Source organism: Micromonospora sp. CNZ296, assembly GCF_007827635.1.
This window is the reverse complement of record NZ_VISW01000001.1, coordinates 107061-127291: the sequence shown is the minus strand read 5'-3', so window position 1 is coordinate 127291 and position 20231 is coordinate 107061. Positions and strand designations below refer to the sequence as shown.

Below are 20231 nucleotides of genomic sequence, written 5' to 3'. Positions count from 1 at the left end.
ACTAGCCTGGACGGCATGATCCCCCGCGCGCGTGCCACCGGACGGGCCCTCGGCTACCAGATCTTCTACCGGCTTCCGGTCCCGCTGCGACGGCGGCTGGTCCGGCTGGCCGTACCGAAGTACATCGTCGGCGCGGTCACGCTGGTCAAGGACACGGAGGCCACCGGCGCGGGCCGGATCCTGCTGCTGCGCCAGCCGCCCGGCTACAGCTGGACGCTGCCGGCCGGGCTGCTGCAACGCGGCGAGGCCCCGGTGGTCGGCGCCGCCCGCGAGCTGTACGAGGAATCAGGCGTCCGTCTGTCCCCCGACGCGCTGCGCCCGGCGGTGCCCAACGCGGTGGTGCACGCCAAGGGCTGGGTCGACGTGGTCTTCGAGGCGGAGGTGCCGGCGTCGACCACCGAGCTGAAGGTGGACGGCGCCGAGGTGTTCGAGGCCGCCTTCCATCCGCTCGACGACCTGCCCCGGCTCAGCCGCGCCACCGCCAACCTGCTCGGCTACTACGGCATCGGCCCGCGCGCCGGCGAGCACCCACCGGCCGCGTGAGCACCCCGTACGCAGGCACTGCGGCACCCGGGGTCGAGGTGTGCGCGGTGGTGCTGGCCGCGGGCGAGGGCACCCGGCTGCGCCCGCTCACCGAGCGGGTGCCGAAGGCGCTCTGCCCGGTGGGAAACGTCCCGCTGCTGGACCGGGCGCTGGCGCGGCTGGCCGGGCTCGGCCTGACCGGCCCGGAGCAGGTCGCGGTGAACGCCTGCTACCTGGGCGACCAGGTGGTCGCGCGGGTGGGCGGACGGGCTCACCTGTCGGTCGAGCCGGACGCTCCACTGGGCACCGCCGGAGGTGTGGGCCGGCTGCGGGACTGGATCGGCGGCCGGGGCGTGCTGGTCGGCAACGCCGACGCGTACCTGGCCGACCCGCAGGCCCCGCCCGGGCCGGACATCGCCGCGCTGCTGGACGGGTGGGACGGGCACGGCGTACGCCTGCTCGGCCGTCCCGCCGACGACCCGCACGCCCCCGGGACCTTCGACGGCCACGAGTTCGTGGGTTTCTCGCTGCTGCCATGGCGGCTGGTCCGCGACCTGCCGCCCACGTTCGGCGACCTGGTCCGGGCGGTGTGGCGGCCCGCGGAGGCCGCCGGGGCGCTCACAGTCGTGCCCTACCGGGGGACGTTCTACGACACCGGCACCCCGGCCGACTACCTGGCCGCCAACCTCCACGCGGCCGGACCGGACGGACTGGTGGACCCGGCCGCGACGGTGGACGGCCGGGTCACCGGCTCGGTGATCGGCGGGGGCGCGCGGGTGCACGGCGACGTGGACCGGTCGGTGGTGTGGCCTGGTGCGACAGTCGCGGCCGGGGAACGCCTGCGCGAGGTGATCCGGGCCGGGGACGACCTGACCGTCCCGGCGGCGCGATGAGGGGCGCGGGCTCTAGCATGGGCCTCGTCGCCGACGAACGGAGAACCGTCCCGTGATCACCGCGATCGTGCTGATCGACTGCGCCACCGACTCCATCCCCGAGGTGGCCGAGACCCTGGCCAACCTGCCCGGCGTCAGCGAGGTCTACTCGGTGGCCGGGCACGTCGACCTGATCGCCATGGTCCGGGTCCGGGAGTTCGAGCAGATCGCCCAGGTCATCGCCGGCAGCATCTCGAAGGTGCCGGGCGTGCTCAACACCGAGTCGCACATCGCGTTCCGCGCCTACTCGCAGCACGACCTGGAGGAGGCGTTCGCGATCGGGCTGGCGAACGCCGACTGACACGAGCCGGTGACCGGCCTGCCCTCGCGGGCGGACCGGCCACCGTCGACCGTGCGGTACGTCAGCTCTGGCTGGGCACCGGGGTCTCCGTGGTGCCCGGAGCGGGCTCCTCGGTCTCGGTGCCGCCCGGAGCCGGCGACTCGGTGCCACCCGGGGACGTGGTGCCGCCCGGGCTGGGCGTGCCGCTGGCGCTGGTCTGCGGAACCGGGACGCCCAGGGTCTGGGCCAGGGCCACAAGCGCGTCGTAGTGCGCCTGGAGGACCGGCAGCGCGTCCTGCGCGATCTGCACCACCGACTGCTCCGAGCCCTGCGAGATCTCGGTCTGGGTGGCCTGGATCGCCTGGACGTGGCCGGCGAGCTGCGCGGTCACCCACGCCTTGTCGAACTCGGCCCCGCTGAGGTTGTTCAGCTTGTCCAGGACCTTCTGCTGGTCGGCGGTCGGGTCGGCCGGCAACTGCACGTTGAGCTGCTGCGCGGTCGACTGCACCGTCTGGTCCAGCTGGGTGTGGTCCGTCACGAACATCTTGCCCAGGTCCTTGACCTGCTGGTTCTGACCCTTCTGCTGGGCCAGGTTACCGGCGGTGATCTCGAACAGGTTGACCTGGTGAACCGCCTGCAGGTACTGCGTGTCCTGCGTCGACGGCTGTGCCGCCGCCTGCGCCGCGGCGGCGGGCGCCAGCCCCACGACCACCAGCGCGGCCAGCAGGCCCAGGCGTTTGATTCCCAACATTCGTTCCTCCCCCATGAGACGTCGGACCGCACGGATACCCGGCTGACCGGGGTTATTCCTGCGATTCCACCCGTCCGTGTCGGGGGCGACGGCCGTCGGCGCACCGGCCTCCCGCCGTACGCGGGAGGGAACGGGACGACCGGTGCGGAAACGGCAGTGGCGCCCGCCGGAAGATCCGGCGGGCGCCACTGTCAGTCGTACCGGGGAGGGTCAGCGACGGCTCTCGCCGCTGCCGATCTCCTCCCGCTCCGGCCGGGCCTCGACCGGCGGGTGCCCCGGCGAGACCGGCGCCTCGGCCGGCTTCTCGATCGGGTAGAAGAAGCCCCGGATCGCCGGGCCGAGGGCACCGAGCCGGTTCATCTTCTTCGGCACCACCCAGCCGACGTAGTCCAGCGCCGGCGGGTGACCGTCGTGGCCGTCGGCCGAGGTGAGCGGCTGGTGGACCTCGACGAACCGGCCGTCGGGCAGCCGCTTGATGATGCCGGTCTCCACGCCGTGGGCCAGCACCTCCCGGTCGTGCTGCTGCAGACCCAGGCAGATCCGGTACGTGATGTAGTACGCGATCGGCGGCAGGATCAGCAGGCCGATCCGGCCACCCCAGGTCATCGCGTTCAGGCTGATGTGGAACTTGTCCGCGATGACGTCGTTGGCGCCGGAGAGGGTCAGCACGACGTAGAAGGCGAGCGCCATGGCGCCCACGGCGGTCCGGGCCGGAACGTCCCGGGGCCGCTGGAGCAGGTTGTGGTGCTTGTAGTCCTTGAGGCGGCGCGCCTCCAGGAACGGATACATCGTCGACAGGCCGACCAGGATTCCGGGTAGCACCACAGTCGGCCAGAACAACGGTGGGATGACATACCCGTTGCCGATCGGGATGTGGATCTCCCAGCCCGGCATGAGGCGGGTCGAGCCGTCGAGGAACATGACGTACCAGTCGGGCTGGCTGGCGGCCGAGACCACCCACGCCTCGTACGGGCCGAACAGCCAGATCGGGTTGATCTGGAACATGCCGCCCATCAGCGCGATCACGCCGAAGACGACCATGAAGAAGCCGCCCTGCTTGAGCGCGTAGCGCGGGAACATCCGCTCGCCGACCACGTTGGAGTTGGTCCGGCCGGGGCCGGGCCACTGGGTGTGCTTCTGCTTGAACACCAGGCCGAGGTGCACGCTGATCAGCGCCACCAGCAGACCCGGGACGAGCAGCACGTGGGCGATGAAGAAGCGGCTGATGATGATGGTGCCGGGGAACTCCCCGCCGAAGATCGACGAGCTGACCCAGGAGCCGATCACCGGGATCGACAGGATGATCGCGGAGGCGATCCGCAGACCGGTGCCGGACAGGCCGTCGTCCGGCAGCGAGTAGCCGGTGAAGCCGGCCAGGAAGCCGACCCAGAACAGCAGCGAGCCGATGATCCAGTTGGTCTCACGGGGCTTGCGGAACGCGCCGGTGAAGAAGACCCGCAGCATGTGGACCACGATGGCGGCCATGAACAGCAAGGCCGACCAGTGGTGCATCTGCCGCATGATCAGACCACCCCGGACATCGAACGAGATGTCCAGGCTGGAGGCGTAGGCGGCCGACATCGGGGTGCCCCGCAGCGGCGCGTAGCTGCCGTTGTAGATGACCTCGGTCATCGCCGGCTCGAAGAAGAACGTCAGGAAGACGCCGGTGAGCAGCAGGACGATGAACGAGAACAGCGCGATCTCGCCGAGCAGGAACGACCAGTGGTCGGGGAAGACCTTGTTCAGCAGCTTGCGCAGGGGCGTGGCCACCTGGAAGCGGTCGTCCACCGCCCGCGCGCTCTTGGCCGGCAGCGCTGCTGCATCAAACTTTCGGCGCTTCATGGCCGCTCCCAGAAGTCGGGACCGATGGTCTCGGTGTAGTCGGACTTCGCCACGAAGAAGCCCTCCTCGTCCACCTCGATCGGCAGCTGCGGCAGCGGCCGGTTCGCCGGGCCGAAGATCGGCTTGGCGTTGTCGGTGATGAGGAACTGCGACTGGTGGCAGGGGCAGAGCAGGCGGTTGGTCTGCTGCTCGTAGAGGCTGGCCGGGCAGCCGGCGTGCGTGCAGATCTTGGAGAACGCGACGTAGTTGCCCCACATGTAGTCGCCGTGGCCCTTGCGCTCGTTCGCGGCGCGCGACTTCTGCGCGTCGTCCTCCCGCAGGTGGATGAGCAGGGTCGGCGAGTCGGCGTGCAGGTTGCTCACGCCGCCGTCGATGCCCGGGAACACGGTGAGCTGGCCGCCGACGCTGACGTCGGCCGGGCGGATCGGGCGGCCGTCCTCACGGATCAGCCGGATCTTCTTGCCGCCCTCGCCCGGCTGGAAGCCGGTGGTGAACATCTGGTTGTTCTTGTGCGGCTGCTCGATCAGGCCACCGATCAGCGGGGCCGCGGCCACCGCGCCCACCGGCGCCAGGCCGGCGAGCAGCGAGATGCCGAGCAGCGGCCGGCGACGGACGCCCATCTCGTCGGCCAGGTAGAGCATGGTCTCGCCGGTGATCTTGCGACCCTCCGGGTCGTCGGCCTGGTCGTGCCGGTCCTGGATCGAGACCTCCTTGGGCAGCAGCTTCTTGCCCCAGGTCAGGATGCCGAAACCGATGCCCAGCAGCGCCAAGCCCAGCGTCACGCCGAGCAGCGGCGTGTAGAGCTTGTCGCCGCCGGTACCCGGCTCCCACTGCCACGGCCACCAGATGTAGACCACCAGGAAGGCGGTCGCGAAGACGCCGGTCAGCAGGAACATCAGGGCGACCGTGCGGGTCAGCCGGCGCTCGGCCTTGCTGCCCGGAACCACCTGCGGCTCGTAGTGGACGATCTCGATGTCGTCCCGCCGCGCGCCCTCCTGGACGATGTCGAACCGGGAGAGCCGGGGGTCGTTCACGTCGAGCGGCTCCGGGCCCTGCTGGGCCTGGTGCTCGGTGTGGGTGCTCATGCCGTCACCTCGCTACGGGTGACGCCGGGGGTCGGCGCCACAGCACTGGAAGCATTGATCCGTCCGGTCACGACTTGCCCGCGATCCACAGGCTCGCGAAGACCAGCGCGACGATGCCGACCAGGAAGATCGCGAGACCCTCGGTCGACGGGCCGTAGCGGCCCAGGTTGAAGCCGCCCGGATCGCCGTCGTGCTTCAGCGTCTCCTGGATGTAGGCGATGATGTCCGCCTTCTCCTCGGGCGTGATCTGGTTGTCGCCGAACACCGGCATGTTCTGCGGGCCGCTCAGCATCGCGGCGTAGATCTGCCGGTCGCTGGCCGGTGCCAGGCTCGGCGCGTACTTGCCGGAGGACAGCGCGCCGCCGCCGCCGCTGAAGGCGTGGCACTGCGAGCAGTTGATCCGGAACAGCTCACCACCGGTGGACAGGTTGGCGCCCTCACGCAGGTCGCCGTTGGGGACCTCCGGGCCGCCGCCGAGCTCCTGGATGTACTGCCCGAGCTGGCGCACCTGCTCGTCGGTGAACTGCGGCGGCTTGCGCATGGCCTGGGCCTCCTGCCGGGCCATCGGCATGCGACCGCTGCTGACCTGGAACTCGACCGAGGCCGCTCCGACGCCGATCAGGCTCGGACCGCGGCCCTCGACGCCCTGGGCGTTGCGACCGTGACAGGTCACACAGCTCACGTCGAACAGCGCCTTACCCTCGTTGCCTGCGGCGGTCAACGGAGGGTTGTCCTGCGCCTGCACGCCGGGGGCGAAGACGGTGTAGGCACCGCCGGCCAGCATCAGCGCGGCGAACAGCCGGACCGCGGCACCCAGCCGGCGGCGGCCCCTGCTGCGCGCTACGGGCCGCCCGCGCAGCCGCGCGAGCAGACCGCGTCGGCGGTCGTTGTCAGAAGTCATGACCTGTGTCCTTAACCGGTTGGACCTTGTCTCAGGGGACGGAGCAGCGGCGCGGTTCGTGACGCGCCAAGATCACTGGAGCCAGTAGATCATGGCGTAGAGCCCGATCCACACGACGTCCACGAAGTGCCAGTAGTAGGACACGACGATCGCCGAGGTCGCCTGGGCGGGGGTGAACCGGCCCATCGTGGTACGGATCATGAAGATCACGAAGGCGATGAGGCCGCCGGTCACGTGCAGACCGTGGAAGCCGGTGGTGAGGTAGAACATCGACCCGTAACCGTCTTCGTTGATCTTCACACCCTCGTGCACCAGGGTCCGGTACTCGTTCAGCTGACCGAGCACGAAGATCAGACCCATCACGAAGGTGATCGTGAACCACCGGCGCAGAGCGTGGACGTCACCGCGCTCGGCCGCGAACACGCCGATCTGGCAGGTGATCGAGGAGAGCACCAGGATCACCGTGAACGTGGTCGCGTACGGGATGTTCAGCACCTCGGTGTGCTTCTCCCACTGCTCCGGCGCCGCCGCGCGGATGGAGAAGTACATCGCGAACAGCGCCGCGAAGAACATGAGTTCGCTGGAGAGCCACACGATCGTCCCGACGCTGACCATGTTGGGTCGGGTCAGGGAGTGGATCCGGCTCTTGTCAATGGCTGGGGCCGCAGTCACGCGGTCATTATTGCCCCTGACCGGGACCGACGATCAGCGGGGTGCCAAACCGGTCCCTTCCGTGGCCCGATCGTGGTGGTCCGCTTCGCCTGACCTACCCTGAAAAGCGTGCTGCACGTCGATCAGATCCGCGCCGTCACCTCGGCTGTTCCGGCGACACTGGCGGCGGGAGGCGAGGGCGCCCCGCCGCCGTTCACCGTGACCCGGGTCCTCACCGAGACCCGGCTGGACAGCTGGCTCACGCTGGGCATCGTCCTGGCCGCCGGCCTCTACCTCTACGGGGTGCACCGGCTGCGGCTGCGCGGCGACCGCTGGCCGGTCGTCCGTACCGTGTCGTTCCTCGGCCCCGGCCTCGGCGGCATCGCCCTGGTCACGCTCACCGGCCTCGGCGCGTACGACACCGCCCTGCTCTCGGTGCACATGGTGCAGCACATGGTGCTGTCCATGATCGCGCCGATCTTCCTGGCGCTCGGCGCGCCGGTGACGCTGGCGCTGCGCACGCTGCCGGTGCGGCCCCGCAAGCGGCTGCTCGCGATCGTGCACAGCCGGGTGGCCCGGATCTACAGCTTCCCGCTTGTCGCGTTCGCCATCTTCGTGGTGAACCCGTTCGCGCTGTACTTCACCGGCCTCTACGAGGTCACCCTGCGCAGCGAACTGGCACACGAGCTGGTGCACGCCCACTTCATCGCCACCGGCTGCGTCTTCTTCTGGCCGCTGCTCGGCCTGGACCCGCTGCCCGGCCGCTGGCCGTACCCGGGGCGCGCGCTGCTCATGCTGCTCTCGGTGCCGTTCCACACCGTCCTCGGCCTGACCATCATGCAGAGCACCACGCTGTTCGGCGGCGACTGGTACCCGTCGCTCAACCTGTCCTGGTCCGACCCCTGGAACGACCAGGTGGTCGCCGGCGGCATCCTGTGGGCCGGCGGCGAGTTCGTCAGCGTCACCATGCTCGCCGTCCTGGTCGTCCAGTGGGTCAAGCAGTCCGAGCGCGAGGCCCGCCGGCTCGACCGCGAGCTGGACCGCCAGGAGGCCCGCCAGCGCGCCGCGGAGGCGAGCACCTGACGGCACGTTCCGGGGTACGCCCCGAGCCCGCCGGGCGGGGCGACGGCCCGGATGTGACGACCGCTACGATCAGCGGGCAGCTACGAGGTGGGAGCCACGTCACGATGAGCGATCGTCTTTGCACCGTCCTGCTCTACAGCGACGACCCGAAGGTCCGCGACCGGATGCGGCTCGCCGTGGGCACCCGGCCGGCGCCCGGGATCGAGATCGAGTTCGTCGAGGCCGACGACTACAACGCCTGCATCCGGCTGGTCGACGACTACGAGATCGACCTGCTCCTGCTCGACGGCGAGGCGACCCCGGGCGGCGGCATCGGCATCGCCCGCCAGATCAAGGACGACCGGGACGACGCGCCGCCGACCTGCGTGGTGCTGGCTCGCGCCGCCGACCGCTGGCTGGCCGCGTACGCCGAGGTCGACGCCACGCTGACCCACCCGCTGGACCCGGTGGTCGCCGGCAGCACCGTGGCGGAGCTGCTGCGCCGCACCCACGCCGCGGCCTGACCCCTCCGGTCCTCGCGCGCCACGGCGACGCGGCCGTGGCGCGCCCCAACCGCTTTCCTCACGCCGCTCGGGAGGCCCGCCATGGGCGAACGGACCTGGCCGCTTCTGCTCAACGCGCTGCTGCGCGGCGAGGAGCTCTCCACCGCCGACACCGCGTGGGCGATGGGCGAGATCATGGCCGGCTCGGCCACCCCGGCGCAGATCGCCGGGTTCGCCGTGGCGCTGCGCACCAAGGGTGAGACCCCCGCCGAGCTGGGCGGCCTGGTCGAGGCCATGCTGACCCGCGCGGTGCCGGTGCACCTGCCCGAGGACGTACGCGCGACCGCGCTGGACGTGGTCGGCACCGGCGGAGACCTCGCGCACACGGTGAACATCTCCACCATGGCGGCGCTGGTGGTCGCCGGGGCCGGGGTCCGCGTGGTCAAGCACGGCAACCGGGCCGCCTCCTCCTCGTGTGGCACCGCCGACGTGCTGGAGCAGCTCGGCGTACCCCTCGACCTGGCACCGGAGCAGGTGGCCCGCTGCGTCACCGAGGCCGGCATCGGCTTCTGCTTCGCCGCCCGCTTCCACCCCGGCATGCGCCACACCGGCCCGGTCCGGCGCGAGATCGGCGTACCCACCGCGTTCAACTTCCTCGGCCCGCTGACCAACCCGGCGCGGCCCCGCGCGGGCGCCGTGGGCTGCTTCGACAAGCGGATGGCCCCGGTGATGGCCGCCGTCTTCGCGGCCCGTGGCGACTCCGCGATCGTGGTACGCGGCGAGGACGGCCTGGACGAGTTCAGCACCGGCGCCCCCACCCGGGTCTGGGTGGCGCAGCAGGGCGGCGTCACCGAGGCCGTGCTGGACGCGACGGACCTCGGCGTGCCCCGGGCCACCCTGGCCGACCTGCGCGGCGGGGACGCGGTCTACAACGCCGACGTCGTCCGCCGCCTGCTCGCCGGTGAGACCGGCCCGGTGCGGGACGCGGTGCTGGTCAACGCCGCTGTCGCGCTTGCCACCCAGGGTCCGCTCGACGGCGATCTGCACGAGGTGCTGCGGGCCAACCTGGACCGGGCCGCCGAGGCGGTCGACTCGGGCGCCGCCGCGGCCGCGCTGGAGCGCTGGCTCGAGGTGGCGCGCGCCGCCTGACGGCGGCTGGCGCGGGTGTTGTCGTACCCGCGTGCCAAACTACACGGGAGTTATTTTCCGTTTTCGGTCTTTCCGTTTTCGGTCTCTGGTCCGCCGGCCGGCGTCTCACCGCCTGGGCCGGTGCCCGGAGCGAGAGGAGCCTCCCGTGTCTGACCGCGAGCTGCACTGTGACACCTGCGAGGGCGTCGTGCTGTTCGAGGCGCCGCCGTGCGGCGACGGGCACGGCGCCGACTGCCCGGAGCTGATCTGCACCGGTTGCGGCGCGGCAGTGGTGATCGCCACGTTCACGTTCCGCGAGACCCGCCTGGCGAGCCGCCGCACACCCCGCCGGCCGTCCCACCCCCGGGCCGCCTGACCGCCGCTCCTTCCCCTCCGGCCATCCCGCCCTCCCGCCCTTCCGCCCGTCCGCGCGCCGCGCCTGTCCGCACCTCTTTGCGCCCCCGCGCCTGTCCGCGCCTCTTGCGCCCTCGCGCCTCTTTGCGCCCCCGCGCCTGTCCGCGCCTCTTTGCGCCTCCGCGCCTGTCCGCGCCTCTTGCGCCCTCGCGCCTCTTTGCGCCCCCGTGCCGCGCGCGGCCGCCCACCCTTCTCCACTCCGCCCCGCCCCACCCCACCCCGCCCGCCAGCCCAACCGTCCGCCGCTCGTGATCAAGGAGTTTGTGTCCCCCACGGTCGCCCCGGTGGACCCAAACTCCTTGATCACCGCTTGGTGGCCGGGGTGGCGAGGGCTCTCCCCGGCCGAACCGGTGATCAAGGGGTTTGTGTCATCGACGGCGCGCGAAAGTGCCTCAAACTCCTTGATCAACGAGGCCGGGCCGGCGCGGGAGCGCACGGTGGCCGGCGCTCGCCTGGGCGGTCGGCGGTGCGCGCAAGGCGTGAGGGCGGGCGTCGGGCCTTCGGGCGTGAGGTGTCGGCCCTGACTCGTCACGGCACCCGGCCTTGAACGCGGACAAGCGGTGGTGAGCGAGATCTTGGAAGGAAAGGGCCCCTATGAGGGCGCTTTCCTTCCAAGATCTCCTGTGGTCCTGGCAAGTGGAACGGCGCTCCCGGTGAATGGAACGGCCCGGTGAGCGAGAACCCGGGTGGTGCGTGTCGGAGGTGGAGCGGGCACCAGGCCGACCGCACGGGCGGCGATCATGAGGTTGGCGGGGACAAAGAGGACCGCCAGCGCCGTCAACTTCATGATCGACGGGGACGGGCGGAGGGCGGGAGGCGGAGGGTGGGGGAAAGCGGCAGGCCCGCCTCCCCCGGTGGGGGGGGTGGCGGGCCTGCGGCGGTGGGTCTGTCAGTGCTCGGCGGTACGGCGGGTGCCCGAGTAGTACTCGAACAGCAGCCCGCAGGTGGCGAGGACGACCGCCACCAGGCCCAGTCCCAGCAGCCAGAACTGCCAGAACACCAGGCCGAGACCGGCGATCGCGGCGGCCAGCGCCAGCCCGAACGGCCAGTAGCTGCCAGGGCTGAAGAAGCCGACCTCACCGGCGCCGTCGGCGATCTCGCCGTCCGGCCGGTCCTCGGGGCGCAGGTCGATACGGCGGGAGACGAACCAGAAGAAGCCGCCGCACATCGCGCAGAGCAGGAAGGACAGCAGCAGCGCCACCGTGCCGATCCACTCGACGTGACCGCCGCTGTCGGCGTACGTCCAGGCGCCGTAGAGGATCGTCGCGCCGAGGAGGAACGTGGCGATGGTCAGGAAGATCTTCCACTCGGTCTTCATGCCGGACCCCTCAGCTTCCCGCGCCGGCCGTCGCGTCGGACGGGTTGAAGTTGTTCACGTCGCGCCGGGTGTCGAACGGCTTCGTCTCGGTGGCGTACTCTTCCTCACCGATCGCGCCGAGCGCCTCCTGGGTCGACTTGCCGGCCTTCTTGGCCGCCAGGAACTGGTCGTACTTCTCCGGCGAGACGACCCGCAGCTCGAAATTCATGAAGGCGTGGTAGCTGCCGCACAGCTCGGCGCAGCGGCCGACGAACGCGCCCTCCTGGTCGATGCTGGAGACCTCGAACGTGTTGCGCACGTTGCCCGGCATGACGTCCCGCTTGAACAGCAGCTCCGGCACCCAGAACGAGTGGATGACGTCGCGGCTGGTCTCCTCGAAGCGGATCGAGCGGCCGCTGGGCAGCACCAGCACCGGGATGACCTCGCTGGTGCCGAGCACCGAGGCGACGGTGTTGGCCTCGGTGCCCTGGCCGTCGCGGTAGTTGAACTGCCAGTTCCACTTGAACGCGACGACCTCGACGGTGACGTCCGGGTTCTTCGACTGCTTGTTCACGTCGGTCTGCACGACCGCCGTGTAGTAGAAGAGCACGGAGACCACGAGGATCGGCGCGATGGTGTAGAGGAACTCCATCGGCAGGTTGTAGCGGGTCTGCACCGGCAGCTCGTTGCCGCGCTTGCGGTAGCGGACCACGCACCAGAAGATCAGGCCCCACACGAACACGCCGACGGCGAGCGCCGCGATGCAGGACGCGATCCACAGGTCGTACATGCGGTGCGACTCGGGCGTGATGCCGCCCTGCGGCCAGCCGAACCCGCCGAACGCCTTGCCGACGTCACAGCCGGTGAGCGAGACCAGCAGCGCCGCCGCGCCGAGACCGAGCCCGGCGATTCGACCAGCACCACGCCGCCGGCGTCCACCGGCCCCCGGGGAAGCGCTGTGCCGTACGGCCGAGCGCCGTACCTCCGAACTCCTTGCGACCACCTGGTCCTGCCTCCCTAGCGCGCCGCGGCGGTTGTTCTCCTTGACACCGACGGCAAAGGCGTCACCGACGGTCGCAGATTACTCGACCATGACCGGCCAGGCCGTCTTGGGGTCGCTGTCCACCCCCATCGGGGGGATCTTGGGCGTAACCGGGCGATAGCGTGGAGCCTCATGAGCGTCTCCCCGGTCTACCTGGACGCCGCCAGCGCGGCGCCGCTGCATCCGGTCGCGCGGCAGGCGATGCTGGCCGCACTGGACGACGGCTGGGCGGACCCGGCCCGGCTCTACTCGGCGGCCCGCCGGGCCCGCCAGCTCCTCGACGCCGCGCGCGAGGCCGCCGCGCAGACGCTCGGCGTCCGCGCCGACGAGCTGTCCTTCACCCCCAGCGGTACGGCGGCAGCGCACGCCGCCGTACTCGGAGGCCTGGCCGGGCGGCGGCGGGCCGGGGCGACGCTGGTGCACTCGGCGATCGAGCACTCGGCGGTGCTGCACGCCGCGGAGCGGCACACGGCAGGTGGCGGCGCGGCGGTGTCCGTACCCGTGGACCGGTCGGGCCGGGTGGACCTGGACGCCTGGGCGGCGGCGGTGGCCGCGCCCGGCGTGGCCCTCGCGGCGTTGATCGGGGCCAGTCACGAGGTGGGCACTGTGCAGCCGGTGCCCGCGGCGGCGGAGCTGTGCGCCGAGGCGGGCGTGCCGCTGTACGTGGACGCGGCGCAGCTGGCCGGCCGGGCGCCGCTGCCGTCGGGCTGGTCGGTGCTGACCGCCAGCGCGCACAAGTGGGGCGGGCCGCCCGGTGTCGGACTGCTCGTGGTGCGCAAGGGCACCCGGTGGGAGTCGCCGTACCCGGCCGACGAGCGGGAGTCGGGGCGTACCCCCGGGGTGGTGAACCTGCCGGCGGTGGTCGCGGCGGCGGCGAGCCTGCGCGCGGCGGCGGCCGACGCTGCGGCGGAGGCGGCCCGGCTGGGTCCGCTTGTCGACCGGATCCGGGCGCGGGTGCCGGCCGAGGTGCCGGACGTGGAGGTGGTCGGCGACCCGGTGGACCGGTTGCCGCACCTGGTGACGTTCTCCTGCCTGTACGTCGACGGTGAGGCGTTGCTGCACGCGCTGGACCGGCGCGGGTTCGCGGTGTCCTCCGGCTCGTCGTGCACGTCGTCGACGTTGCGCCCGTCACACGTGCTGGAGGCGATGGGGGTGCTGTCGCACGGCAACGTGCGGGTGTCGCTGCACCGGGAGACCACCGAGGCGGACGTGGAGCGGTTCCTGGCCGAGCTGCCCGGGATCGTGGCGGACCTGCGGGCGGAGGCGGGGGTGACGGACCTGTGAGCGAGCCGGACGAGGTGCTGGACTGCCGGGGGCAGCGCTGCCCGCTACCGGTGATCAATCTCGCCCGGCTGGTGCCCGGCCTGCCGGCCGGCGCGGTGGTACGGGTGCTGGCCGACGACCCGGCGGCGGCGGTGGACATCCCGGCGTGGTGCCGGATGCGCGGCCACGAGTTCCTCGCCGAGCGCCCGGGGCCCGCCTACGACGTCCGGGTGTAAGGAAGGGCCCCTTCTTAACGCCTCAGGTAGAGGAAGGGGCCCTTCTTAACGCCGGCCGACCGGCCGTCAGCGCAGGTACGCGAGGATGCCCGGCAGCGGGTCGGCGGCCACGGCGGTGTCGACCACCAGGCGCGGGCCGATCAGCGGCTCGTACTCGGCCCGGCGGCGCAGCGTCTGCTCCCAGGTGCCGTGTTCCTCGGGCGGGCGGGCCTCGACCCGGCGGCGGTGCTCCTCCTCGTCGCCGCAGTGCACCTCGATCACCCGCAGCGGCACGCCGGCCCGTTCGGCCACGTCGTGCCAGAGGCCCCGGGCGCTGGCGACCGGGTTCACCGCGTCGACCACCACGCTGAGCCCGAGGCCGAGCTGCACCTCGGCCAGCCCGGCGACCGCGCCGTAGGCGGCCATGCCGGGTACGTCGCCGGTGAGGCCGTAGCGGTGCAGGGCGCGCTCGACCGGGTCGACCGGCAGGACCGGGGCGCGCAGGGCGGCGCCGACCCGGGCGGCGAGCGTGGTCTTGCCCACGCCCGGCAGCCCGGCGAACGCGACGAGCACCGGACCGCCGCCGCCGGGGCGGACCTCCGGGTCCACCCCTCCGGCCGGGGCCGCCGGGCCGGTCACAGCAGGTGCGGCCGGACGTCCTCGGCGGCCGCGTCACCGTACGACTCGGCGAGTCGCTTCACGAACAGGTCGCGGCGGACCTCGTACTCCTGGCCGCCGAAGTTCTCCAGCACGAGCGTGGCCAGCAGGCAGCCGACCTGGGCCGCCCGCTCCAGGCCGACGCCCCAGTCGAGCGCGGCGAAGAAACCGGCCCGGAAGCCGTCGCCGACACCGGTCGGGTCGACCGCCTGCATCTCCCGCGCGATCGGCACCCGGATCGTGCCGATCTCCCGGCCGGCGATCTCCACACCCTGCTTGCCCAGCGTGGTGACCCGCACCTTGACCCGGTCCAGCAGCTGCTCGTCGGTAAGGCCGGCCTTGCTCTGGAGCAGCGACTTCTCGTACTCGTTGGTCATCAGGTAGTCGGCACCGTCGATCAGGCCGAGCACGTCCTCGCCGTCCATCCGGGCCAGCTGCTGCGACGGGTCGGCGACGAAGGAGTAGCCGCGGTCCCGGCACTCGCCGGAGTGCCTGATCATCGCGGCCGGGTCGTTGGCGCTGACCAGCACCAGGTCCAGACCGCCGAGGCGCTGCGCCACCGGGGCCAGCTCGATGTTGCGGGCCTCGCTCATCGCCCCGGCGTAGAAGGAGGCGATCTGGCACATGTCGGTGTCGGTGGTGCAGACGAAGCGTGCCGTGTGCGCGACCTCGCTGACGTGCACCGAGTCGCAGTCGACGCCGTGGCGCTCCAGCCAGGAGCGGTAGTCGGCGAAGTCGGCGCCGACCGCGCCGAGCAGCACCGGGCGCAGCCCGAGCTGGGCCATGCCGAAGGCGATGTTCGCCGCGGTGCCGCCGCGGCGGAGCACCAGCTCATCGACGAGGAAGGACAGCGAGACCTTGTCGAGCTGGTCGGCGATGAGCTGGTCGGCGAATCGGCCGGGGAAGCTCATCAGGTGGTCGGTCGCGATCGAGCCGGTCACGGCGATCTTCATGTCAACCCTCGGGGTCGGGAGCACGGCGCGGTCAGCCTACCGGCCCCCGGGCCGCACGGACGGCGGTCGGTCACCAACCGGTCGATCGGCGCACATCCGGACGTCACGCGCAGGGGGTACGACGAAACGGCGGGCCGCCCCACCCGGGACGGCCCGCCGTTGTCGGTCGGTCTGTCGACTCAGCTGAAGGAGTCGCCGCAGGCGCAGGAGTTGCCCGCGTTCGGGTTGTCGATGGTGAAGCCCTGGGCGTCGATCCGGTCGGCGAAGTCGATGGTGGCGCCGGCCAGGTAGGGGGCGCTCATCCGGTCGACGACGACCTCGACACCGTCGAAGTCGGTGACGACGTCACCGTCGAGCGAGCGCTCGTCGAAGAACAGCTGGTACCGCAGGCCGGAGCAGCCACCCGGCTGCACGGCGACCCGGAGCCGCAGGTCGTCGCGGCCCTCCTGCTCGATCAGGGCCTTGACCTTCTGCGCCGCGACGTCGGTGAGGACGACGGTGCTGGGGGCCTTGGCCTCGGTCGACTCGGTCTGCGCTGGCGTGGTCACGTGGAAGTCTCCCTGCGCGGTATGAGGTCCGGACGTCCTGGCCAACGCCGCACGTCCGCCAGTGATTCCCGGTGTGGTCCGTCTTTCGATCGTACGCCGCCTCCGGCGTCACCACCCCGCGGCGTGACCAGCGGAACCGGTCAGCGGCTCCATTGCCGCGCCAGGCGGGCGCCGAGGGCGCGCAGCCCCTCGGCCGGGCGGGCCATCGCCGCGTCCACTCCCCCGTGCTCCTCGCCGCCGAAGTGCTCCACGAGGCTGTGCGCCTCGGTGACACCGGCCGCTGCCGCCTCCCGCCGCCCGGTGCTCACCCGTCCCGCCAGCACCACGCAGGGCACGCCCCGGTCCCGGGCCGCCCCGGCCACACCGGCGACCACCTTGCCGCGCAGTGACTGGTGGTCGAACGAGCCCTCGCCGGTGATCACCAGGTCGGCGGCGTCGAGCGCGGCGTCCAGCCCCACCGCGCGGGTGACCAGGCCGATGCCGGATTCGCACCGGCCGCCGAGCGCCAGCACCGCCGCACCGAGGCCGCCCGCGGCGCCGCCGCCGGGCAGCGCGCCCAGCCCGGACGGGCAGCCGGGCAGGCGCTCGGTCAGCACCTCCGCCCAGCGGGTCAACGCGGCGTCCAGCAGCAGCACGTCGGCCCGGTCGGCGCCCTTCTGCGGGCCGAAGACGCTGCTCGCGCCGTGCAGCCCGAGCAGCGGGTTGTCCACGTCGGTGGCGGCGACGAGCGTCGCGCCGCGCAGCCGGGGCTCCCCGTCGAGCGCGGCCACCTCGGCGAGCGCCGCGCCGCCGTACGGCAGGGCCCGGCCGGCGCCGTCCAGCGGCGTGACGCCCAGCGGGACGAGCATCCCGGCGCCCCCGTCGTTGGTGGCCGAGCCGCCCAGCCCCACCACCACCGTCCGCGCGCCCGCCTCGACCGCGGCGGCGACGAGCAGCCCCAGCCCGTACGAGGTGGTGGCCTTCGGGTCGCGTTCGGCGGCGGTGAGCAGGTGCAGTCCGCACGCCTGCGCGCTCTCCAGGTACGCCGTGCCGTCGTCGGTGAGCAGGATCTCACCGGCGGCCGGGCGGCCCAGCGGGTCGACCGTGGGCACCGGCACCCGGCGTCCGCCGAGCGCCCCGGCGAGCACGTCGACGAACCCCGGCCCGCCGTCGGCGAGCGGCCGGGCCAGCAGGTCGTCGCCGGGCGCGACGTCACGCCAGCCGTCGGCCACCGCGGCGGCCACGTCGGGGGCCGACAGCGTGCCGGCGAACTTGTCCGGACAGAGCAGCACGCGCATGCGCAGCAGTGTGGCAGGCCACATCGGGGACGGCTGCGCGGTGGTCGCACTGTGGGACCATGGGGGCGTGACTTCGACCTGGGTTGAGCCGTCCAACACCGCCACGGCGCTGCTGCTCCTCGGCCGCGGCAGCGACCCCGCCACCGAGCGTGGCGTGGAGTGTCCGGGTGATCTCCCCGCGCCGAGCGACCCCGACCTGGTGGCCCGTGCCGCCGCCGCGAAGGCCGCGCTCGGCACGAAGGTGTTCGTCCTGGGCCACCACTACCAGCGCGACGAGGTGATCCAGTTCGCCGACGTGACCGGCGACTCGTTCAAGCTAGCCCGGGAGGCGGCCGCCCGCCCGGACGCGGAGTACATCGTCTTCTGCGGCGTGCACTTCATGGCCGAGAGCGCGGACATCCTCACCTCGGACGCGCAGAAGGTGATCCTGCCCGACCTCGCCGCCGGCTGCTCGATGGCCGACATGGCGGTGCTGTCGCAGGTCGAGGCCGCGTGGGACACGCTCACCGATCTGGGCATCGCGGCGGAGACCGTGCCGGTGACGTACATGAACTCCTCGGCGGACATCAAGGGCTTCGTCGGCCGCAACGGCGGCGTGGTCTGCACCTCGTCGAACGCCAAGCGGGCCCTGGACTGGGCCTTCGAGCAGGGCCGCAAGGTACTGTTCCTGCCCGACCAGCACCTCGGCCGCAACACCGCGGTGCTGGAGATGGGCTTCTCGCTCGACGACTGCGCGCTCTACGACCCGCACAAGCCGAACGGCGGGCTGACCCCGGAGCAGCTGCGCGACGCGAAGATGATCCTGTGGCGGGGTCACTGCTCGGTGCACGGCCGTTTCACGCTCGACAGCGTCAACGACGTACGCGAGCGGGTGCCGGGCGTGAACGTGCTGGTGCACCCGGAGTGCCGCCACGAGGTGGTGAACGCCGCCGACCTGGTCGGCTCGACCGAGTTCATCATCAGGACCATCGAGGCGGCCCCGGCCGGCTCGGCGTGGGCGGTGGGCACCGAACTGAACCTGGTGCGCCGGCTCGCGCTGGCCCACCCGGACAAGCAGATCATGTTCCTCGACCGGGCGGTCTGCTACTGCTCGACGATGAACCGGATCGACCTGCCGCACCTGGTCTGGGCGCTGGAGGAGCTGGTCGCCGGGCGCGTGGTCAACCAGATCACCGTCGACCCGGAGACCGCCCGACACGCCCGGTCGGCGCTGGACCAGATGCTCGCCCTTCCGGGAGCCTGATCACCGTCGGTGACCTTGCTGGCACGGAAACGCACCGGACACCCCGGTTCGTGCCCTCGCTGGCGATGTGACCGATTCCATTCCCGTCACGGAGGGCTATGCTGCCGGGGCGACGACACACGCGGCCCGTTTTCCCATGACCGCGTTCCGGGTAGCGATGAACTTCGTGCACCCATCACTAGACACGGCAGCACCCAACGCGCTGGAGGTTGCGTTGACCGACGACGTCCTGGTCGTACACGGAGGCACTCCGCTTGAAGGGCGGATCCGCGTGCGCGGCGCGAAGAACCTGGTGTCCAAGGCGATGGTGGCCGCCCTGCTGGGCGACACACCGAGCCGGCTGTTCGACGTGCCGCGTATCCGTGACGTCGAGGTGGTCCGCGGTCTGCTCGGCCTGCACGGCGTGAAGGTCAGCGACGGCGTGGAGGAGGGCGAACTCGTCTTCGACCCCACGAACGTCGAGAGCGCCAGCACCGACCAGATCAACGTGCACGCCGGGTCCAGCCGGATCCCGATCCTGTTCTGCGGCCCGCTGCTGCACCGGCTCGGCCACGCCTTCATCCCCGACCTGGGCGGCTGCCACATCGGCCCGCGCCCGATCGACTTCCACCTCCAGGCGCTGCGCGAGTTCGGCGCCACGGTCGAGAAGACCCCGGAGGGCCTGCACCTGTCCGCCCCGAACGGGCTGCACGGCACGAAGTTCGCGCTGCCGTACCCGAGCGTGGGCGCCACCGAGCAGGTGCTGCTCACCGCGGTGATGGCCGAGGGCGTCACCGAACTGCGCAACGCGGCGGTCGAGCCGGAGATCATCGACCTCATCTGCGTGCTCCAGAAGATGGGCGCGATCATCAAGGTGCACACCGACCGGGTGATCGAGATCCAGGGCGTCAAGAAGCTGCACGGTTACACCCACCGGCCGATCCCGGACCGGATCGAGGCGGCCAGCTGGGCGGCGGCGGCGCTGGCGACCCGCGGTCACGTCGAGGTGCTGGGCGCCCAGCAGGCCGACATGATGACCTTCCTGAACATCTTCCGGTCGGTCGGCGGCGAGTACGAGGTCACCGACCTGCGTCCGCCGCGCGGCGGCAGCCCGGGCCAGGAGGGCGGCATCCGGTTCTGGCACCCGGGCGGTGAGCTGAACGCGGTGGCGCTGGAGACCGACGTGCACCCCGGTTTCATGACCGACTGGCAGCAGCCGCTGGTGGTCGCGCTCACCCAGGCCCGGGGCCTGTCGATCGTCCACGAGACGGTCTACGAGCAGCGGCTCGGCTACACCGAGGCGCTGAACACGATGGGCGCCAACATCCAGGTCTACCGGGACTGCCTCGGCGGCACCCCGTGCCGCTTCGGCCGGCGCAACTTCAAGCACTCCGCGGTTATCGCCGGGCCGAGCAAGCTGCACGCGGCCGACCTGGTCATCCCGGACCTGCGGGCCGGGTTCAGCCACCTGATCGCGGCGCTGGCCGCCGAGGGCACCTCCCGGGTGTACGGCGTGGACCTGATCAACCGCGGCTACGAGGACTTCGAGGCCAAGCTGGCCGACCTCGGCGCCCACGTCGAGCGTCCCTGACCGTCCCGTTCCGCGTCGCGACAGCGCCCCTGTCGCGGCGCCGCGACCGGAAGCGGCCGCGCCCGGTGCACCCGTGATGTGCACCGGACGCGGCC

Annotated in this window: 22 protein-coding genes; 11 read left to right on the top strand and 11 right to left on the bottom strand. The window is 71.9% G+C overall.

The window, feature by feature from the left end:
* The first annotated feature begins 15 nt into the window (after positions 1–15).
* From FB455_RS00610 to FB455_RS00600, 3 genes are read left to right on the top strand one after another with little or no spacing between them, the layout of a single operon-like run.
* The gene (locus FB455_RS00610) at positions 16–543 is read left to right on the top strand and encodes an NUDIX hydrolase (protein WP_013287687.1); all 528 of its coding nucleotides are present in this window, start codon (positions 16–18) and stop codon (positions 541–543) included.
* The gene (locus tag FB455_RS00605) at positions 540–1415 is read left to right on the top strand and encodes a sugar phosphate nucleotidyltransferase (RefSeq protein ID WP_145751768.1); all 876 of its coding nucleotides are present in this window, start codon (positions 540–542) and stop codon (positions 1413–1415) included. The genes FB455_RS00610 and FB455_RS00605 overlap by 4 nt, the downstream gene beginning before the upstream one ends.
* Before the next feature lie 52 nt (positions 1416–1467).
* A complete protein-coding gene (locus FB455_RS00600) occupies positions 1468–1755 on the top strand; it encodes an Lrp/AsnC family transcriptional regulator (RefSeq protein WP_013287689.1) in 288 nt (95 codons plus the stop codon).
* Between the two features lie 61 nt (positions 1756–1816).
* Here the strand turns inward: FB455_RS00600 and FB455_RS00595 are convergent, their stop codons facing one another.
* From FB455_RS00595 to ctaE, 5 genes are all read right to left on the bottom strand, one after another.
* Positions 1817–2485 carry a DUF4142 domain-containing protein gene (locus FB455_RS00595; RefSeq protein ID WP_013287690.1) on the bottom strand — a complete coding sequence of 223 codons (669 nt, stop codon included), beginning with the start codon at positions 2483–2485 and terminating at the stop codon, positions 1817–1819.
* Positions 2486–2695: 210 nt separating this feature from the next.
* The gene (qcrB, locus tag FB455_RS00590) at positions 2696–4327 is read right to left on the bottom strand and encodes a cytochrome bc1 complex cytochrome b subunit (RefSeq protein ID WP_013287691.1); all 1632 of its coding nucleotides are present in this window, start codon (positions 4325–4327) and stop codon (positions 2696–2698) included.
* Positions 4324–5412, bottom strand: a complete 1089-nt coding sequence (gene qcrA, locus FB455_RS00585) for a cytochrome bc1 complex Rieske iron-sulfur subunit (RefSeq protein ID WP_013287692.1) — start codon at positions 5410–5412, stop codon at positions 4324–4326. Before qcrA ends, qcrB begins: the two co-directional genes overlap by 4 nt.
* 67 nt (positions 5413–5479) lie before the next feature.
* Positions 5480–6313 (bottom strand): cytochrome bc1 complex diheme cytochrome c subunit, encoded by an 834-nt coding sequence (gene qcrC, locus FB455_RS00580; RefSeq protein ID WP_013287693.1) that lies wholly within the window; start codon positions 6311–6313, stop codon positions 5480–5482.
* Between the two features lie 72 nt (positions 6314–6385).
* Positions 6386–6985, bottom strand: a complete 600-nt coding sequence (gene ctaE, locus FB455_RS00575; protein ID WP_013287694.1) for an aa3-type cytochrome oxidase subunit III — start codon at positions 6983–6985, stop codon at positions 6386–6388.
* Between the two features lie 108 nt (positions 6986–7093).
* Here ctaE and FB455_RS00570 point away from each other — a divergent pair, with 108 nt between their 5' ends.
* From FB455_RS00570 to FB455_RS00555, 4 genes are all read left to right on the top strand, one after another.
* Positions 7094–8047 (top strand): cytochrome c oxidase assembly protein, encoded by a 954-nt coding sequence (locus tag FB455_RS00570; RefSeq protein ID WP_145751765.1) that lies wholly within the window; start codon positions 7094–7096, stop codon positions 8045–8047.
* Positions 8048–8151: 104 nt separating this feature from the next.
* Positions 8152–8550: a response regulator gene (locus FB455_RS00565; protein ID WP_013287696.1), complete on the top strand. Its 399-nt coding sequence runs from the start codon at positions 8152–8154 to the stop codon at positions 8548–8550.
* An 81-nt stretch (positions 8551–8631) separates the two neighbouring features.
* Positions 8632–9678 (top strand): anthranilate phosphoribosyltransferase, encoded by a 1047-nt coding sequence (gene trpD, locus FB455_RS00560; RefSeq protein ID WP_145751763.1) that lies wholly within the window; start codon positions 8632–8634, stop codon positions 9676–9678.
* Positions 9679–9823: 145 nt separating this feature from the next.
* A complete protein-coding gene (locus FB455_RS00555; protein ID WP_013287698.1) occupies positions 9824–10033 on the top strand; it encodes a hypothetical protein in 210 nt (69 codons plus the stop codon).
* Between the two features lie 927 nt (positions 10034–10960).
* On the opposite strand, the gene FB455_RS00545 is transcribed toward FB455_RS00555, so the two are convergent.
* Together FB455_RS00545 and ctaC are read right to left on the bottom strand one after the other, a co-directional pair.
* Entirely contained in the window at positions 10961–11389 is a 429-nt protein-coding gene (locus FB455_RS00545; RefSeq protein WP_013287699.1) for a cytochrome c oxidase subunit 4, read from the bottom strand.
* Positions 11390–11399: 10 nt separating this feature from the next.
* On the bottom strand, positions 11400–12371 hold the full coding sequence (gene ctaC, locus FB455_RS00540; RefSeq protein WP_013287700.1) for an aa3-type cytochrome oxidase subunit II: 972 nt from the start codon (positions 12369–12371) through the stop codon (positions 11400–11402).
* A gap of 171 nt (positions 12372–12542) precedes the next feature.
* Here ctaC and FB455_RS00535 point away from each other — a divergent pair, with 171 nt between their 5' ends.
* Together FB455_RS00535 and FB455_RS00530 are read left to right on the top strand one after the other, a co-directional pair.
* Positions 12543–13694 carry a cysteine desulfurase family protein gene (locus tag FB455_RS00535; RefSeq protein ID WP_145751758.1) on the top strand — a complete coding sequence of 384 codons (1152 nt, stop codon included), beginning with the start codon at positions 12543–12545 and terminating at the stop codon, positions 13692–13694.
* A complete protein-coding gene (locus tag FB455_RS00530) occupies positions 13691–13909 on the top strand; it encodes a sulfurtransferase TusA family protein (protein ID WP_013287702.1) in 219 nt (72 codons plus the stop codon). The genes FB455_RS00535 and FB455_RS00530 overlap by 4 nt, the downstream gene beginning before the upstream one ends.
* Positions 13910–13975: 66 nt before the next feature.
* On the opposite strand, the gene FB455_RS00525 is transcribed toward FB455_RS00530, so the two are convergent.
* From FB455_RS00525 to FB455_RS00510, 4 genes are all read right to left on the bottom strand, one after another.
* Positions 13976–14527 carry a P-loop nucleotide/nucleoside kinase family protein gene (locus tag FB455_RS00525; protein WP_030273028.1) on the bottom strand — a complete coding sequence of 184 codons (552 nt, stop codon included), beginning with the start codon at positions 14525–14527 and terminating at the stop codon, positions 13976–13978.
* Positions 14524–15498, bottom strand: a complete 975-nt coding sequence (locus FB455_RS00520) for a carbohydrate kinase family protein (protein ID WP_013287704.1) — start codon at positions 15496–15498, stop codon at positions 14524–14526. The genes FB455_RS00525 and FB455_RS00520 overlap by 4 nt, the downstream gene beginning before the upstream one ends.
* Before the next feature lie 179 nt (positions 15499–15677).
* Positions 15678–16046, bottom strand: a complete 369-nt coding sequence (gene erpA, locus FB455_RS00515) for an iron-sulfur cluster insertion protein ErpA (RefSeq protein WP_013287705.1) — start codon at positions 16044–16046, stop codon at positions 15678–15680.
* Positions 16047–16186: 140 nt separating this feature from the next.
* On the bottom strand, positions 16187–17347 hold the full coding sequence (locus FB455_RS00510) for a glycerate kinase family protein (RefSeq protein WP_186466362.1): 1161 nt from the start codon (positions 17345–17347) through the stop codon (positions 16187–16189).
* A gap of 43 nt (positions 17348–17390) precedes the next feature.
* Here FB455_RS00510 and nadA point away from each other — a divergent pair, with 43 nt between their 5' ends.
* Entirely contained in the window at positions 17391–18566 is a 1176-nt protein-coding gene (gene nadA / locus FB455_RS00505; protein ID WP_186466361.1) for a quinolinate synthase NadA, read from the top strand.
* A gap of 214 nt (positions 18567–18780) precedes the next feature.
* Positions 18781–20136, top strand: a complete 1356-nt coding sequence (gene murA / locus FB455_RS00500; RefSeq protein ID WP_030273035.1) for a UDP-N-acetylglucosamine 1-carboxyvinyltransferase — start codon at positions 18781–18783, stop codon at positions 20134–20136.
* The last annotated feature ends 95 nt before the right edge of the window (positions 20137–20231 follow it).